The organism is Affinundibacterium flavidum (assembly GCF_014284175.1).
GTDB classification, from domain to species: Bacteria; Pseudomonadota; Gammaproteobacteria; order Burkholderiales; family Burkholderiaceae_D; genus Undibacterium; species Undibacterium flavidum.
On sequence record NZ_JACOGA010000005.1, the window covers coordinates 211,384 to 228,631 of the forward strand.

Consider the following 17,248-nt stretch of genomic DNA (forward strand, 5'->3'; position numbering starts at 1 on the left):
TAATTCTCTTAGAATTTTACTTGCGCAGCTTGTGCCAACTTCGCCGCCGCAGCCTCAAATTGCAGGAAGCGTTGGTCCAACAATTTGACTTGCTGAGCCTTATCTTGCTGGCTCAAGAAAGAATAGCGAATACTATTGTAGACCGTCTTCTTTAACGTGTCATAAGACGGTTGATAACGACTGGCAAACAACATATATTCGTGACTGATATTATTTCTGGAAACACCGGGATCATCGCTGCTGATGACAATCGGCACCTGATGCCGCATATACATCGTCACCGGATGTGCTTGTGCTGGAATGCCGAGAATAAAACTATTGCTGCTCAAATTAATCTCAACAGCAACATTGCGTTTTTTCAGTTCACCCAACAATTGATCTGGGCGCGCTTCGTGCATGATATCAACGCCGTGCCCGATTCGTTCTGCGCCCGCAATTTGTACAGCATCGCGTATATGGCTTTGCAAATGCTCAGGAGCGACGATACCCAGCGCGAGTTCACCCGCATGGATAGACAAACGAACGGTAGGAAAGCGTTGCTTTAAGAAAGCGAACATTTGCATGTGCAATTGGTAATCACGCAAAGCAATCAAAGCATGCTCAGCGCCAACAATATTCACACCGACGATGAGCGGATTAGCCTGACTGGCGGCAAAGGCCGAATACAAACTAGAAAACACTTTCGATGCCGGACTATTGCGCGAAACATAGGTTTGAAACCGCAAACTGAAATCAGCATCATCTATCCCTGCGGCGTCAGCTTCTGCTTCTTTGATGAAGTCCGTAATTTTTTTCTGTGTCGCACTATCTTGCGCCAAAAAATCGGCAAACTGAGCAAATGCTTGCTGCATATCGGCAACGCTGCTGGTGGAAGTCAAAGCATCAAGGCGCGCGGCAAATTCAGCGTTTTCGGTCACCGGCGCACTGCGCAACATGGTTTCCAGATATTGAATATTTTCATTCTTGGCTTGCTGCTTCAAAATCTGCAAACCAAGATTCGTTGAATATTTGGCGATGGATGAAAAATAGCCGAAGGTGTTAAAGAAGTGTTGATCCGGTGGCAGTTGTGTATGTCCATGATTATCAAAATCAACCACTGACCAGGCCGACATTAATTCGCGATACATGGCATTATCTTTGCGAATCGCATCGACCTTCAGGCAAGATTTATTCGCTTCATTGATCTGCGCGGTGCGTGTCTCTACCTTAAATTTTTCTTGCTTGAGATTGGTGTCGCTATCGCGATAAATGCAGTAGCCTTTTTGCGCAACCCAATCCAGATAAGTCTCAGCATAAATCGCGCCAGAGTAATGATGATGAATATCACCGCCCTTGGGCATCATGGTCATCAACATCGTTAATTCCGCTAATTGCGGTGAGGATGGATTCACCAACTTCGCATAATATTGACGTGTCGCTTGCAGATTTTTCTGCGCTGTATGATTCTTATCTTGAGCCAGAACAGGCAAGGCCGATGCGGACAAGACTCCTAAGCTAAACGCCAATATGATTTTTTTCATGATCGTACTTTCTATTTCCTGTATGGCTTTGACCACTACGGCACGTGTTTAAAATTACGGCCAAATTTTTTGCAACAATGCGGCCAAACGATAACCGGCAACTTGCAATTGTTTCTGGGTAATCTCGGTGCTGCTGGCAATATAGTTTGCTGGCAGAGTCGTGTACCAAGATGAAAACTCGACACCACGACGGCTGGTCACTTTAATTCTTTCCGTCGCAACGATATCGGCATAAGCGACTTTGGCATTCACCAAGCCCTCGTTCGCCCACTGTTCTGGCCAAGTCACTGGATCACCCGAATTAGCGCTGACTGGTGCAGGCGCTGCCAACATTTTTTCCGTCAATTCCGCAACTGAACGTACGCCCAAATTGCGCATCACGTTTTCAACCACCGTCACATCCCAATACAAATGCAAAGGCTTGCCGACGCGTTTTGGTTTATCGGCATCAGTTCCCGCTGCTTTCGCTGCTGCTTCATCGCGTTTGTAATTTTCGAGATCGCGTGCTGTCCACGTAGCCTTGTCTTCGATCAGTAAATTATTCCCGCCTTGCAGATCAAACATCGTTACGCCATCAACTTGTTGTTTGCTAGTCGGCGTGACAAATTGATTGTCGCTATTGATATAAGCCGCACCTACATGCAAAGGCTGATGAATATCGCCAACCAAATGCGCAATCATCAGCAAGGCCTGACGTGGACTAAAACGGTGTGGATTAGTCACTTCCGTATCATTCCCTTGCAATACCGCGATGGCTTGCTTAAGCGTCTGTACGATATCGTGATCTGTAGTACCGACACCACCCGCGACATAGGTTTTATTCTGCACCGGAGTATTGGTGTAATGGTAAGCGGCATGCGCAGGATTTTGTATGGTGAAGGCGACCATTTCTGAGGTCTGTGGACCGCAGAAAGTGCCCTTCGCGCAGTCTGCCCAGATAGAAAGCGATTGCAGGCTTTCGCCCGGTTGCAATAAAGCTTGCACGCGCGCTCCTGCGTTCGTTCCTTTGAGTAAACGATCGGCGATCGCGCCTACGGTTTTATGGCCTTCATCACCAGATGCAAAGGCACTAAAAGAGGCGAAGGACGACGCCATTACGGCACTCAACAAAATCAATAACTTTATTTTCTTCATGGTTAACTTTCTTATCGCTTAGTTGATTCTTGTTTGATTCTTAATTTGTGCCTAGTTTGCGCTTAGTTGAGTCTCTGCACGCGGCCAGCTGGATTCGAACTACCCACTGGTGTACCTGCGTGATCCTTGGCTTTAATATACTGCATGAATACATCAATATCTTTCAAGCCGGTATCGACTTTGTTTTTTCCCTCAACAAACATAGGTAATCGATCGCCACCGCCTGCGATAAAATTATTGGCAACGATTCTGTACTCGGCCTGATCGTCGATGGCAACACCGTTTAACTTCACGGTCTCAGCCAGCACACGTTTTCCGACCGGACGTTTCCTATCCCAGGTGTAGCTGAATCCATCCGACACTTGCAAGACATTTCTGCCATCGGGTGACTCATCGTCCAGCCACATTTGCTGTTCCAGTAAAGTGCGAATTTGCGCGCCTGTCAATGTCATTAACACCAGCGTGTTACCAAACGGCAGTACGGTGGAATTTTGTCCGTAGGTGCTGATATTGTCTTGCTTAGTTTCCAGATTGCCGCGTATGCCTTTGTTATTCATAAAAGCGATTTGCGCACCCAAATTCTTGACTGCCGCTAGTTGTGCATCAGCGACCACATTCCCCATTGGCGATTCGCCAGCCTCATTCAATTTGCGACTGAGCGTCGATACAGCCAAACGCGCGACCGGCTGGTTGATCATGGCATCACTGCCTTTACGCGCTTGCTCCATCAATGTCGATAACTCGGCAGGCACGGCTAATTGACTAGGCGTCATCTCTACGTTCTTAGTATCAATCTGCATGACTTCATGGCTATTGCCGTCCAACGTCAAGGCAATACGCGTCAATAAATGTCCGTACATTTGAGCCTGTGTCACGGTTCGCCCGTCGACCTGACACATAAAGCCGGTATGACTATGTCCGCTGACGATCAATTTGATTGCAGGGTCAAGGCGCTTCACGATATTGACGATAGGGCCTTTTAATTGTGAACAAGCTGGCTGATCAAAAGCTTCGGTCGTAGTTCCACCTTCGTGAATCAAGACGACGAACACCGTCACACCCGCTGCTTTGAGTCCAGGGATAGTCCGGTTAATCGCTTCGGCTTCATCGATAAAACTCACATCTTTTAATTTTTCACTCGCGACCATCATCGGCGTATCGCGCAATACTGCGCCGATAAAACCGATCTTTACGCCCTTCACTTGTTCTATGTGATAAGCGGGGAAAAACGGCTGGCCACTCAGCTTACCCATCACATTCGCGGCGATATAGGAAAATTGTGCGCCCTTAAAATCGCCATCAAATTTGCAGGCACGATCTGGCCGCGGTGAATCACAACCGCCTTTGATTTGACGCTGCAATTCTTGGATGCCATGGTCAAATTCGTGATTGCCTAATGCACTGACGCGCAATCCCAAACGTCCCAATCCTTGTAAGGTAGGTTCATCGGCAAACAAAGAAGAGATGCCAGGACTAGCACCGATCAAATCACCGCCACCAACAAACACCAAATCTTTATCTTCTTTGCGCCAGGCTTGTAAATAACTACCCAACACTTCTATGCCGCCCCCTTCAACTTGCACCGGCTTAGGATCTGCGGCACGTGTCAGGCTAAATTTCTCTTGGTCAAGATGGCCATGAAAATCATTAATCGCCACCAGATTGACCACGACAGGCTGACGCTGCGGTGTGGCACATGCGAGTAGACCTAAAGACAAACTCAGGCTAAACGTAGTGCGGACTAATGTTAACCAGGGACGATGCGAAAGATTCATAATTAGGCTTAGCAAACACGCTGAAATAGACAATGAGGAAAACGATGCTTTAAAAAAGTTTATTTTTTAAAACCTCTGGGCTTACGCAAAATCATTCTGTCGACGAAACAACAACACAACGACGCAAAAATGATTTTGCCTAAACCCTAAACTAAAAAGTCTGCAACATTTATAGACCAATGTTGCAGACCAAAAGTTCGCTTGCATAAAAATACAGTGATAAGTCCAGAGTGATGAGCTACTAAATCATCATAGTATTTTTATGCGGGAGCATCTCTAGAAATTCAATGTTGGTGATGCAGTGCGAGTCGGAAAACTCGACACTACACACCACAATTGTATTTATCGAATTGCTCCGATTAGAAATCACCTGACAAAGTCACAGATGCGAAGCGTGGTGCACCCATATAGTAGAACACATTCTTCGCTGTCGCAGTACCATACACTTTTGCATTCGTGATGTTAAAGCTCGATGGATTGCGATACTGTTTGTTCGTCAAGTTACTGATATTCAAACGCAAAGTTGGCTTGCTGATCCAGCTCAGGTTAGGGAACTGGTAACCAACGTCCAAACCAACCAAGGTGTACGCAGGAACCAATTCATCATTGGTCATGGTCGCCCATTGCTCGCCTGTGTATTTCACTTTGACACGTGTGTAAAACGCACCAGTTTCATACATTGCGCTCAAGCCAGCTTTCCATTCTGGTGTCAAAGTCATTTGCTTGCCAGAAGTTGGCAAAGTCGCTGTTTTGCTGACGATCAGATCGTTTTTGATTTCGCTGTTGGCGTAACCGATAGAACCATAGAATGAGAATCCATTCACTGGTGTATTACCCAATTCTAATTCCCAACCATAAGTCTTCACTTTACCGACGCTGGTCAAGCTGCTCAGATTCAGAACTGGGTCATATGCTGTGGCTTGACGATCACGGAAATCAACTGAATACACAGTCGCTTGCGCAGTCAATTGATCGCTTTGCAAACGGTAACCCAAATCGATATTGGTAGAAGTTTCTGCTTTCACGTCAACTGGCAATGTAGGTCCGCCATTCACAATCACTACGTTATTCGTTGTGGAATACACGAAGTTTGGTGGTGCTTTCATGTTCTTCGCTAAACTGAAGAAGACTTGGTTGTTATTATCGATCTGATAGCGTGCGCCCAATTGCGGCAAGATTTCAGAGTAAGATTTTTCAATACGATAATCGACGCCAGAGTTAGTACCTTCGTTCGCACGATTCGTGAAGTCACGTTTCATGTTTGGTGCGCGTACACCGACATTGATCGACAACTTATCGTCCATCATACTGATAGTGTCTTGCAAGAATACTTGACTAGAAGCACTGATCGTTTTCCAGTCACGAGATTGGAATGGTGTGCCATCTGGACGCATAATACGGCCTTCTTTCAACCAACTATCCGCAGGATTACCAGCTGCATCGACAGCAACCATAGGGCCAAATTGTTCATGCGTAGCGCGCTCATACCAGAAGCCACCCAAGATTTGGTGATCGCCGATTGTATGGGTGATTGACGCTGTCACACCAGGACGATGTGTGCGTGTCACGCTACTGTTAGCCACGATAACTTTATCCAAAGTATCGCCGTCGCCATTCAGATCAACACCAGCAGTCAGTTTGCCCGTTGCTTTGTTTAAGAATGCGCTTTCTGTTTGCAAACGTTGTTGATTACCACCTGTACCATAGCCATACCAGAAATAAGGAATGACTTTGATGTCGGTATTTTCACCGATGCGCATTTTGCCAGTGACAGAAGCGATCACGTTTTCAAATGGATTCTTAGTCAATTGGTAGTAAGCATCTGCAACTGTCGAGTTGGTGTCGCTACCGGCTTTACCTGGTGTTGCAGCCGCATGACCAACGAAAGTTGTGGCGTAATCGTAGTAGTAACCATTTTTAGCCAAATCAGCTAAGCTGTAAGAACTGATATTTTGATTAATCGCGCGGTTGTACAAAATCGTACCGCTGATGGAATTGAATTTATCAAAGTCGGTACGGAAGCCAGTATCGATATGATCGCGATTCGCACCGCCTTGACCTTTCCATTTATCTGCTTGTGCATGAGAAGCGGAAATAAAGAAACGCGTATTTGTACCTTCTAGCAAACCTGTGTCGTAACGCACATAAGTTTTGGACAAATTCAATTGACCCAAAGTTTGTGCAATACGAATACGTTTTGTTTTGGATGGATCGCAAGTCGTGATACCGAAGTTACCACCCGTCGCACCGATTTGTGGAGAGTCAACGTCAGTCGAGCCTTGGGTCACAAATTGTGTGCAAGTATTTTCTTGATCCACATATTCTTGTGGGTACACAGCGAAGCTACCAGAGTCATTGACTGGTACGCCATTGATCGTCGCGCCGATCTGATCGCTATTAAAACCACGTAAAGTCAAACCACCGCCAAACAAACCTGTTGCATCGTAGTTATAGCTGTTCACTGCTGGCATCAACTCCAAAGCTTCATACGCATTACCAGTTGGACGTTGTTTCGCCAACTCTTCTGCTGTAATCGTGCTGCGTGCTTTTGGTGTGTTTTCTTGCACCATCAAACCCATGCCGACTTTTTTACCAGTGATGGTAATTTGTGAAGAACTAATAGGTTCGTTTGATTCAGTTTTTTCCTTGCTTTGAGTCTGTGCATAAGCACTCGACATACCAAGGCATGTCAATTGACACGCAATGACAAGTACCTTTACTCGTGACGGGATTTTATTTGCGGATTGACCAACTTGTTTCATTGATTGCTTCATTCATAGCTCCTAGCTTCGTTTGTTTAAATCTGTTGTGCCATTTTTTTTTGTCTGAGTGTGACTCTGACTATGGCGTCATTTCTTAATAATAAAAAATCTACTGCCTCTTCCAATACCTTTATTTACTCGTTGCATAACATCTGCATTTCTTGAGCAAAGCCTTCCTATTTCACCTTACTTTTGCTGCCACTTGATGACAGTCAGGTTTTTAAATTAGAGTAATTATTCAAATACGGCGCAAAAGGCGCGCGACTGTGGTTTTCCACACGAATAATTTAAACTTTAGAATGTAATTCTTGTAAGCGCTCGGTCAAATACGATCCGGCGGTATGGCGTTCTGATAAGACCACATCAGGACGTGGATGCAAAAATAATGGCAAGGAAACGCGTGATTTTTTTGCCTCTGCACCAGTCGGATTTAGCACGCGATGAATGGTCGATGGATAGTAGCCATCCGAGGCTTCTTGCAACATATCGCCGATGTTGACAATCAGCATCCCAAAATCACAGGGCACATCATGCCATGCACCGTCTTTGCCTACCACTTGCAAACCCGCAGCAGTCGCGGCAGGTAAAATCGTCAGTAAATTAATATCGCCATGAGCGGCAGCACGCACTGCCCCCTGCTCTTCATCACCGCTCAAAGGCGGGTAATGTAGTACGCGCAAAAGCGTCTGTTCGCTACCCGTAATCATCTGAGATAAAGGCATGGAATACTTCGCCTTCACAGCGGCGGGAGTGTACTCTTCCACCCATTGCAAAAGCGTCGCCGCCAATGCAGCACCGTCTTCGTAATAACGACGTGCGGCATCCGATACTTCTGAGGGATAACGTCCCCACGGATAGATGTGATAAAACTCTTTCAAATCACGCTTGGTATTACCCTTGGCCGTTTCGGATACTGCGGGTGAAAAATAACCATCGTACTTTTGCGGATCATAAGCATATTGATGCTTGGCTTCATTTTGAAAAAAGCCATACCACTCTTCGTACACCGCATTTAATAATTGCTGCGACAAAGGATGATTGGTCAGCACACCAAACCCGGTGTTATGCAAGCTTTCAGCAAAATCTTTGGCCGCTGTTGGGCTAGTAAAATCGACAGGTGTAATCAACATCGCTGACTCCTCAATATGTTTAAAACTATTTAATATGATTTAAGTGTGTCTCTATTAATTCAAACCCCTCAACGCTGAGACGCCGAGGTGCAGAGAAAAACCTTAACAACGAGGAAAATCAATACTCTTTGACTCTCATTTCGACTCTCATTCCGCATCAAACTTAGTATCGAAGAAAAAGCGAACATGTCGTGATTTTCCTCTGCGCATCTCTGCGCCTCCGAGTCTCGGCGTTGAAGGTTTTTTTGATTTAATCTTAGAGTTTCCAAAAAACTTTTTACTAGATCACGACACCAGCGGCTTGCGTAACCAATCTGCTTCTAAAGTAGATTCAATCAGTGCCAGACACTGCGCCGTGTCAACTTGCAGACAAACCCGCGTTTCCGGTCTATGCGCTTCCCACCCGGATTGTGCGTACGCCAATGCGCCGGCATGCCTGTCCATCATGGTCTGACCATTGCCCAAACCATCTAGCTGTACTCGCACACGACCATCCTGAGTTTGAAACAGTTCTGGCGCCACTAAATACACGAAGGCCAGAATATCGTGACAATAGCAAGCATGTCCCAAATCAGGTCTGGCAGCTTGGTAAAAGTCGCAATAAAAATTCACCGCATGTAAGAGTGTTGTGATCGCCGGATGTTGTTGATGATGTTGCGCAAGGCCCGCAAAATAAGCGGACTCCAAGATCACCCTATGTGTCACATCGAGTCCCACCATCGCCAGCTTCCAGCCTGCGCTAAATACCAAATCTGCTGCATGCGGATCGTTCCATACATTCGCTTCCGCCACCGGCGAAACATTGCCCGGCTCTATCACCGTTCCTGCCATCAATACGACTTGTTTAATCAGCTTAGGCAGTTGCGGTTCCATCTTCAATGCAAGACCTAAGTTGATCAAAGGACCAACCGCCACCAGCGTAATTTCACCCGGATACTGGCGCGCCATCGTCACAATAAATTCTGCTGCGGAAATCGTTTCTGCTTGCCCTGAGTGGGCTAAACGTGTTGGTAAATTTCCCAAGCCATCATCGCCATGAATAAAGCCCGGCGGTTTGCCCGCAACCTTCATCAAAGGCATAGCGCCACCTTCAGCAACCGGAATTTTCACCCCAGCCAAACGCGTCAGATACAAGGCGTTCGCGGTGGCTTGCGGTACCGTCACATTGCCAAAGGTGGTGGTGATACCGACCACCTCAATCGCAGGATGCGCCATCGCGAAGTACAGCGCCATCGCATCATCTACACCCGGATCGGTATCGAAAATAACTTTATGTGACATAGTCGTCTCGCAATATAAAACTCAAAATTTTGCTAACCTAGACTGAGAACTAAACTTATGCACTCACCCTATCGCATTGCTCATTAAACTCAAGCCAAGCCTGTATTTGCGGCTCGGTTGACAATATCAAAACACCTCAACGCCGAGGCGCCGAGACTCAGAGGAGTGCCGAGGAAATCTTTGATCCACTTGCCTCCTCTTCGTTTGATTTTCTCCGCGCCTCTGCGTCTCGGCGTTGAGGGGTTTTCTATGAAAGTGCCAGGCATAACATCAATTTATAATGTAGGTCGCCCTAACGCGATTTCACAAACGGTACACCCAGTGCTTTCGGCCCCACGGATTTCGCCATCACACCCGCTAACACCACCACCGTCACCACAAATGGCAACATCTGTATCAATGAACCCGGGATCTGTCCAATCACAGGGAAAGCCACGCCTTCCATCTGAATTTGCAAAGCAGCGAAGAAGCCAAACATCAGGCAACCGAGTGCGGTTTGCAATGGTCGCCAATTACCAAACACCATGGCCGTCAAAGCGAGGAATCCATTGCCAGCCGACATATCGCGCAAGAAAAATCCACTCTGCACAATCGCCAAATACGCGCCCGACAATGAACACAAAACACCACCGCACAGCAAAGCCAAATAGCGAGTTTGGGCGACATTGATACCCGCCGCGTCTGCCGCATGTGGATTCTCGCCAACCGCACGTAAACGCAAACCAAAACGACTGTGATTAATTAGCCAGTGCAAACAAGGGATGAGCGCGAAAGCCAGATACACGAGGATAGTATGTCCACCCAAGAATTTGCCGAGCAACCAATTCAAAGCAGGTATCGTCGACCACCAATCGGCAAAGGGGAAATTCCATACCGCGAAGCGTGCCGCACCCAAATCAGGACTGCGTCCACCCAATTGAAAGAAGTATTGCGCCAATACGAAAGTCAGCCCTGACATCGCAATATTGATCGCAATCCCGAACACCAATTGATTGCCTTTTTGATTAATCGCGACGTAACCCTGCAAGAGGACGATGCAGCACGACACCAGCATCCCGGCTGCCACACCGATATAAGGATTTTGCGTAGCGTAAGTACAAGCCGCTGCGACAAAAGCCGATGCCAGCATTTTGCCTTCTAAAGCCAAATCAATGATGCCGCTACGCTCGGCAAACACACCTGCAAAGGCCGCAAACAACAGCACTGGAGCACTGCGTAGGGTCGCAACTAAGGTCGCCACTAAGATCGTGGAAAATTGAAAATCATCAAACATGCTTGCCCCACTTTCTGGTCAGCGGATGCGTTGCATTCAGCAAACGCGATAGTGCTGGCGCATACATATTTTCCATCGCGCCACAGAACAAAATAATTAAGCCTTGAATAAAGACGAAGGTTTCGGCTGGGATATTCGACTTTTCTAAAGACAAATCAAAACCGCCCTGAATCAAGATGCCGAACAACAATGCCGACATAAAAATACCGACCGGATGTTGACGTCCCATCAACGCGACGGCGATCCCGATAAAGCCCGCGCCGCTAGTGAAATTGAGACTCAAGTAATGCATAGAACCCGCCAGCGTATTCATCGCAGCAACACCAGCGAATGCACCGGACACCAACATCGTTACGATGATGACGGTAGCGATTGAAATCCCCGCATATTGGGCCGCATGTGCGCTCTTGCCTGCTGCGCGTAAGGCATAGCCCCAACGCGTGCGCCAAACGATCAAGCCATAAGCAAACAGACAAACCACAGCAAAGACAAAAGTCAAATTCAAAGGCGTGTCGCCTAAAGCCGGAACCAGAGAATTCAAACGCGGCAACCAGCCGTTTTCCGCAAACACACGGCTCGCCGGATTTTGCTCACCAGTCGGGATCATGTAAGTGATGATGATAAAGTTCATCAGAGAAGCGGCGATGAAGTTAAACATAATGGTAGTCACCACCACATGGCTGCCGCGCTTGGCTTGCAAATAACCGGGGATAAATGCCCAGGCTGCACCGAATACTGCGGCACCCGTCAATGCCAATGGGATCAAGATCCATGTCGGCAAACTGGCATCGAATTGCAGCATGACTAAAGTTAAACCCAGGCCACCTAAATACATCTGACCATCACTACCGATATTAAATAAACCTGCTTGCATTGCTATCGATACCGACAAGCCCGTGAAGATAAAGGTGGTGGCATAAAACAAGGTGTAGCCGAATCCTTCAACATTTCCTAAAGCGCTGCGTAGCATGATGCCTAGCGCTTCAGTCGGGCTTTCTCCAAGCAGATATATCACACCAGCGGCAACCAACATCGCCGACAGCAAATTCAACATGGGGAGAGCGACATTGGTCGCCCAGCGAGGCAAATCTGAATTCATTTGTGCAAACCACCCATTAACAAACCTATGCGCGTGGTGTCGTAATCAGCGATATTCAATTCGCCCGTCATACGTCCGCCCGACATCACTAAAATACGATCAGCCAGAGCCCGGATTTCTTCCAGCTCGGCTGAGACTAAGAGTATCGCCACACCAGCATCGCGTAATGCCAGCAATTCTGTATGTATGCGTTGTATGGTGCCGATATCCACACCGCGAGTCGGCTGACCGACCAGCATCAGGGTAGGACGTGCGGCAATTTCACGCGCCAAGACGATTTTTTGCTGATTGCCGCCAGAGAGTTGGGACAGACGCAAATGCGAATCTAATGGTCGGACTTCAAATTGCTGTAGCAAGGCATCGCTGAGCGCGACACATTTTTTCTTGTCTAAATAAATTTGCTCGCTTTGTTGACCTAGTAAGATGTTTTCCCACACTGGAAAATCTTTGATCACGCCATCGCGCAAGCGGTCTTCTGGCACATGCGCCACACCCAATTTACGCAGCTTGGCAGCGAGTCTGGGATCTTTTTTGGCAAAGCTTAATGAGGTTTCGTGGATCTGCACTTTGCCACTGATCTTGTCGCCAGGCTGATTGCGCATACCGGCCAAAATCTCCAAGAGTTCAGATTGACCATTTCCAGAAACACCCGCAATGGCAAGAATTTCACCAGCTTGCACGGTGAAATTCAAATCGCTCAATAAATGCACGCCCTGCGCATTTTGCAAACTCAGGCCTTGTACCTGCAATACATTTGCACCCGCACTCAAAGCTTGACGTGGTAGTTCTGTGGCGACACTGCGCCCTACCATTTTGAACGCGAGATCTTCTTGATTGGTCTGCGCGGTTTGTAACGCAGCGACCACGCCGCCAGCACGCATCACCGTAACTTCGTCCGTAATTGCCAAAATTTCCGGCAATTTGTGGGTGATCAAAATCACCGTTTTGCCCTGCTGTTTAAACAGGCGCAAGATGCCGAATAAAGCTTCTGCTTCTTGCGGCGTCAAAACGGCAGTCGGCTCATCCAAAATCAAAATATTCGCATTGCGATACAGTTGTTTGAGGATTTCTACACGCTGTTGTTCGCCAACCGACAGAGTGTTAATGCGCGCATCGAGTTTGATGGCCAAGCCGTAATCCGCACATAACTGGGCAAGCTCGGCAGCGATGTGCACACGCTGTGAACGCAGGCGGAAACCACCCTCCATACCCAGCATAATATTGTCCAACACGGTCATATCTTCAACCAGCATAAAATGCTGATGCACCATGCCTATACCAAGTCCAATTGCAGCATGACTATTGCGTATGGTTTGCACTTCATCATTGATCAGGATCTCACCGGTATCGGCCTGATAGTAGCCATACAAAATACTCATCAGGGTCGATTTACCAGCACCGTTTTCTCCGATAATGCCGTGTATCGAGCCGCGCGCAATCGCGAAGCTGACGGCATCATTAGCCAACACCTTACCGAAGCGCTTTGAAATTTGGCGAAATTCTACTGCGTTGGGCATATTCTCATATTTGATAGGAGCTTCCCGCTGACGATGCTGCCTGACCTGAGTTTTACAGAAGCAGCGTCAAAGGAAATAGAAGTGGATAAAGCAAAACCGCAGCGTCAAATTAAACTGAGCAATCTGCGGCTTTACATAGTTTTTTATAGAGGGCAACGACTCGCTTCGCGGTAGTCGATGACTTTGACTTTACCGTTCAGGATATCTTGTTTTGCTGCATTCACACGCTTTTCGATTTCTGGTGTAATCAGGCTGCGATTATCTTTATCAAGTGCCCAATCCACGCCGCCTTCTTTCAGGCCCAAATTAGACACACCTGCTTTCCAGGTGCCATTTTTCATCTGCATGAAACTATCGTAAATCGCGTTATCCACGCGCTTTACCATTGAGGTCAGCATCACGCCCGGGAATAAATAATTTTGATTGGAATCGACACCAATCGCCATCTTGCCTTTTTCTTTAACAGCTTGCAGTGCGCCCATGCCGCTACCACCTGCCGCTGCAAAAATAACGTCTACGCCACGCTCCATCTGAGCGCGCGCCAGCTCACTACCTTTCGCTGGATCATTCCATGCGGTGGCCGTGGTACCGACCACGTTTTGTGCAACGTCTACTTTGCCATCGACCGATTTCGCACCTTGCGTATAACCACAAACAAAGGCACGAATCAAAGGAATATCAATGCCGCCGATGAAGCCTAATTTTTTTGACTTGGACGCCATCGCTGCCGCCACGCCGACTAGGTAAGAACCCTCTTGCTCTTTAAATAAAATTGAGCTGACGTTCGCACCATTCGCCACGCCATCGACGACGACAAATTTTGTTTTCGGGAATTCTTTCGCCACGGTCTGCACTTGTTGTGCGTGGGTAAAACCAATCGCAGCGATCAGGTCTATGCCCTTACGTGCCAGATTGCGCAACACTTGCTCGCCTTGCGCATTGCTCATTACTTGTACATCGATGTAAGAAATTTTAGTTTCTTTTTTGAAGCGTTCAGCTCCTTCATAAGCTGACTGATTAAAGGAGCGATCGAATTTGCCACCGGCGTCGTAAATCAGGGCGTACTTAGGCTGATCGGCGTAAGCGCTTGCGCAAAGTGACAACAATAAACCGACGAGAAGTGATGATCTCAATTTCATTTTTGAATAGCTCCTGAATCGCTTGATTAGCTTAATTCGCTGGTTCCGCGTGCTCAACCTTGTGGGTTGATTGTTTATATAATCTACCAAGCACGAATGATGAGTGATTGATAGTGATTACGCACAAACGCGAAATTATAAAGGCTTTCACATATTAAGCCTTAGGTATATTAGGGCCTGTCGACATATATTTTAGTCAAGCGAATGCGCGCAAATGGGCACAGGGCTAGGCGCAAGCTGCGCTGTAGTGCGAGCACTATAAGCAGATTGCAACAACGCCATGTGCCCATTTGAGCCATTCCCGAAGGGTTTCGCTCAAAACGCACGATGGACAGCGTTGCATCTCTTGCTGGGGCAGCCAGCCGCAGCGGCGAGATGCGCCTTGCCATCCTGCGTTTTGAGTGAAACGCTTGACTAAAATATATATCAACAGGCCCTGGGTATTCCACACTACAGATTCGGTATTACGTATTATGCAATTGGCGCTCGACCGCATCCCGCAAGGGAATCGAAGTCTGCGCACCAAATTTTGTCACGGCTAAAGCCGCAGCACTTTGTGCCAACATACATGCGGCACGTAAATCTTGTCCTTCTGCGATAGCAACAGCAAAGCTACCGACGAAAGTATCGCCAGCCGCCGTGGTATCGACTACCTCGACTTTAAATGCTGGCAAAAAATAACTACTGTCCGATGCAGCAACCCACATCCCCAAAGCACCTAAGGTGAGCAACACTACGCTAGCACCGCGCTGTTGCAATTTTGCAGCAGCTACGGCAGCACTTTCCACATTCGTCACAGCCACACCACTCAATTCAGCAGCTTCGGTTTCATTCAGCACCAGATAATCGACTTGCGCCAAAATCTGATCGCTTAAAGCCTGCGCCGGAGCGGGATTGAGTACCACTTTGACATCAGCTTGCTTTGCGCTATTAATCGCCTGCGCCACCGTGTCTAGAGGCGTTTCCAATTGGCATAATAACAGCTTCGCTTGAGCAATAGTGTTGCTGGCACCTGCGATGTCGGACTCATTGAGCAGCGCGTTCGCCCCAGTTGTTAATACAATACAGTTTTGCCCCGCATCGTCGAGCAAGATACCCGCTACGCCGGTTGCCGTGTTGGCAATCGCGCGTATGTGATCGAGACGAATGCCATCTTGCGCGAGCGCTTGCAGGCAACTTTTGCCGTTTACATCATCACCAACACAAGCGACGAAATGGACGTCTGCGCCCATGCGCGCTGCTGCAACCGCTTGGTTCGCACCTTTGCCACCATGGACTTGATGAAAGCTATGTCCCATCAAAGTTTCACCCGGCAGCGGCATACGCGGCGTCTTGAAGACCAAGTCCATATTGATACTACCAACAACGGCGATCTGCGGTTTCATAGCATTGTTCTCACATTTATTCAGTTAAGCCAGCCTGGCAATTTTTGATTGCAAAAACACACTCAACATTTCTAAGCCTTTATCGAAACCGTGATTATTCGGAATCACGAGGTCGGCATTACTACGATGCGGCAAAATGTATTTTTCAAATGCGGGTTGATGATGATTACTCAAACGATAAATCACATCATCCTGATCATAGCCGCGCTCGACTGCATCACGCTGTACGCGTCGATAGCGGCGATGATGCTCTTCCGCATCGATAAATACTTTCAAGTCGATGATGTCATACAGTGCGGGATTATGCAGTGCATAAATACCTTCTAATAGCACAATAGGTGCGGCAGGAATATGGAAAATTTTCGGTTCAACTTCCGCATTGTTAAACGTATATTCTTTGATCTGCAAACTCTGACCATCACGCAAACGCAGCACGTCTTGATAAAATTTTTCAAGGTCGAGTGAAGAAGGAATATCAAAATTTTCTATGCGATTCTCATCTTGCGATTGCTGATCGATGGACTTGTAATAATTATCTTGCGACAGCAGCGCCACACTGTCCGCCGGCATGGAGGCCAGCAGAGAATTGATGAAAGTGGTTTTACCACTGCCGCTTCCCCCAGTGATGCCTACGAGATATGGTTTCATTGATTGCTTACCTGCACTTGATTTGTACTTACTATGTACTTAATAAAAAAAATCAACTAAACACACAATTGTTTAGTTGATCATGAATGCTTGTTACTGACTTTGCGACAGATTGTTTGTGATCTTATATCGTCACCAAGTTCAATCGATAGATCGCAATTATTTTTGTCACTTGTTGTTTTTTTATATTTCAATGAGTTTCAAGAAGCTCTAATAAATTCTATTAAGCTCTATTAAGCTTCAATAAGCATCAACAAATTCAAATACTATTTATTCTTTTTACTATGTTGATTGGCATTGAGACTTGGCATAACAGTGCTGCTCGTCATCAAAGAAACACCAAACACACGGCGCTTTTATGCCTGAATTTATTGCAGGCCGAAGTATAACGGTTTTCATCTATTCTTTAAATTATCCTTACGCTGCAAGGCCAGACAGTATCTAGGTTCTTAAAGCATCCAATCACATCTTCACACCAGAGCCGCCAAGCTCAGAACGATGCAGCACCATCGATAATAGAGCAATTACTCTAAAATTCCAGGTGTAGCGCCATCGAAGTGATGACTGGCCACGCCACATCGTATT

Annotated in this window: 12 protein-coding genes; all 12 read right to left on the minus strand. The window is 47.1% G+C overall.

Translation table 11 applies throughout. From position 1 onward, the window contains the following. Positions 1–8: 8 nt before the first annotated feature. The 12 genes from H8K55_RS07060 to H8K55_RS07115 all read right to left on the minus strand — a co-directional run bounded on the left by H8K55_RS07060 (position 9) and on the right by H8K55_RS07115 (position 16,663). Positions 9–1,520 (minus strand): amidohydrolase family protein, encoded by a 1,512-nt coding sequence (locus H8K55_RS07060; protein ID WP_186941369.1) that lies wholly within the window; start codon positions 1,518–1,520, stop codon positions 9–11. Positions 1,521–1,574: 54 nt separating this feature from the next. Continuing rightward, positions 1,575–2,654, minus strand: coding sequence for a S1/P1 nuclease (locus H8K55_RS07065; RefSeq protein ID WP_186941370.1), 1,080 nt, complete (start codon positions 2,652–2,654; stop codon positions 1,575–1,577). Between the two features lie 62 nt (positions 2,655–2,716). Continuing rightward, entirely contained in the window at positions 2,717–4,429 is a 1,713-nt protein-coding gene (locus tag H8K55_RS07070) for a bifunctional metallophosphatase/5'-nucleotidase (protein WP_186941371.1), read from the minus strand. Between the two features lie 359 nt (positions 4,430–4,788). After that, positions 4,789–7,203: a TonB-dependent receptor gene (locus H8K55_RS07075; RefSeq protein ID WP_230408517.1), complete on the minus strand. Its 2,415-nt coding sequence runs from the start codon at positions 7,201–7,203 to the stop codon at positions 4,789–4,791. Positions 7,204–7,478: 275 nt separating this feature from the next. Then, the gene (locus H8K55_RS07080) at positions 7,479–8,321 is read right to left on the minus strand and encodes an isopenicillin N synthase family dioxygenase (protein WP_186941372.1); all 843 of its coding nucleotides are present in this window, start codon (positions 8,319–8,321) and stop codon (positions 7,479–7,481) included. A 285-nt stretch (positions 8,322–8,606) separates the two neighbouring features. Beyond that, positions 8,607–9,602 carry a nucleoside hydrolase gene (locus tag H8K55_RS07085; RefSeq protein WP_186941373.1) on the minus strand — a complete coding sequence of 332 codons (996 nt, stop codon included), beginning with the start codon at positions 9,600–9,602 and terminating at the stop codon, positions 8,607–8,609. 292 nt (positions 9,603–9,894) lie between these two features. After that, positions 9,895–10,875, minus strand: coding sequence for an ABC transporter permease (locus H8K55_RS07090; RefSeq protein ID WP_186941374.1), 981 nt, complete (start codon positions 10,873–10,875; stop codon positions 9,895–9,897). Further along, positions 10,868–11,974, minus strand: a complete 1,107-nt coding sequence (locus H8K55_RS07095) for an ABC transporter permease (RefSeq protein WP_186941375.1) — start codon at positions 11,972–11,974, stop codon at positions 10,868–10,870. Before H8K55_RS07095 ends, H8K55_RS07090 begins: the two co-directional genes overlap by 8 nt. After that, positions 11,971–13,491 (minus strand): ABC transporter ATP-binding protein, encoded by a 1,521-nt coding sequence (locus tag H8K55_RS07100; RefSeq protein WP_186941376.1) that lies wholly within the window; start codon positions 13,489–13,491, stop codon positions 11,971–11,973. The genes H8K55_RS07095 and H8K55_RS07100 overlap by 4 nt, the downstream gene beginning before the upstream one ends. 143 nt (positions 13,492–13,634) lie before the next feature. Next, entirely contained in the window at positions 13,635–14,630 is a 996-nt protein-coding gene (locus H8K55_RS07105; protein WP_186941377.1) for a BMP family lipoprotein, read from the minus strand. Positions 14,631–15,094: 464 nt separating this feature from the next. Beyond that, positions 15,095–16,015, minus strand: coding sequence for a ribokinase (rbsK, locus tag H8K55_RS07110; protein ID WP_186941378.1), 921 nt, complete (start codon positions 16,013–16,015; stop codon positions 15,095–15,097). A 24-nt stretch (positions 16,016–16,039) separates the two neighbouring features. Next, entirely contained in the window at positions 16,040–16,663 is a 624-nt protein-coding gene (locus H8K55_RS07115; RefSeq protein WP_186941379.1) for a uridine kinase family protein, read from the minus strand. Positions 16,664–17,248 lie beyond the last annotated feature (585 nt).

Excerpts from the sequence above, each read along its gene's own strand:
- rbsK (WP_186941378.1), bottom strand. The coding sequence starts at position 16,015 with ATGAAACCGCAGATCGCCGTTGTTGGTAGTATCAATATGGACTTGGTC.
- H8K55_RS07115 (WP_186941379.1), bottom strand. The coding sequence starts at position 16,663 with ATGAAACCATATCTCGTAGGCATCACTGGGGGAAGCGGCAGTGGTAAA.
- H8K55_RS07085 (WP_186941373.1), bottom strand. The coding sequence starts at position 9,602 with ATGTCACATAAAGTTATTTTCGATACCGATCCGGGTGTAGATGATGCG.
- H8K55_RS07080 (WP_186941372.1), bottom strand. The coding sequence starts at position 8,321 with ATGTTGATTACACCTGTCGATTTTACTAGCCCAACAGCGGCCAAAGAT.
- H8K55_RS07065 (WP_186941370.1), bottom strand. The coding sequence starts at position 2,654 with ATGAAGAAAATAAAGTTATTGATTTTGTTGAGTGCCGTAATGGCGTCG.
- H8K55_RS07100 (WP_186941376.1), bottom strand. The coding sequence starts at position 13,491 with ATGCCCAACGCAGTAGAATTTCGCCAAATTTCAAAGCGCTTCGGTAAG.
- H8K55_RS07060 (WP_186941369.1), bottom strand. The coding sequence starts at position 1,520 with ATGAAAAAAATCATATTGGCGTTTAGCTTAGGAGTCTTGTCCGCATCG.
- H8K55_RS07095 (WP_186941375.1), bottom strand. The coding sequence starts at position 11,974 with ATGAATTCAGATTTGCCTCGCTGGGCGACCAATGTCGCTCTCCCCATG.
- H8K55_RS07075 (WP_230408517.1), bottom strand. The coding sequence starts at position 7,203 with ATGAAGCAATCAATGAAACAAGTTGGTCAATCCGCAAATAAAATCCCG.
- H8K55_RS07105 (WP_186941377.1), bottom strand. The coding sequence starts at position 14,630 with ATGAAATTGAGATCATCACTTCTCGTCGGTTTATTGTTGTCACTTTGC.
- H8K55_RS07070 (WP_186941371.1), bottom strand. The coding sequence starts at position 4,429 with ATGAATCTTTCGCATCGTCCCTGGTTAACATTAGTCCGCACTACGTTT.
- H8K55_RS07090 (WP_186941374.1), bottom strand. The coding sequence starts at position 10,875 with ATGTTTGATGATTTTCAATTTTCCACGATCTTAGTGGCGACCTTAGTT.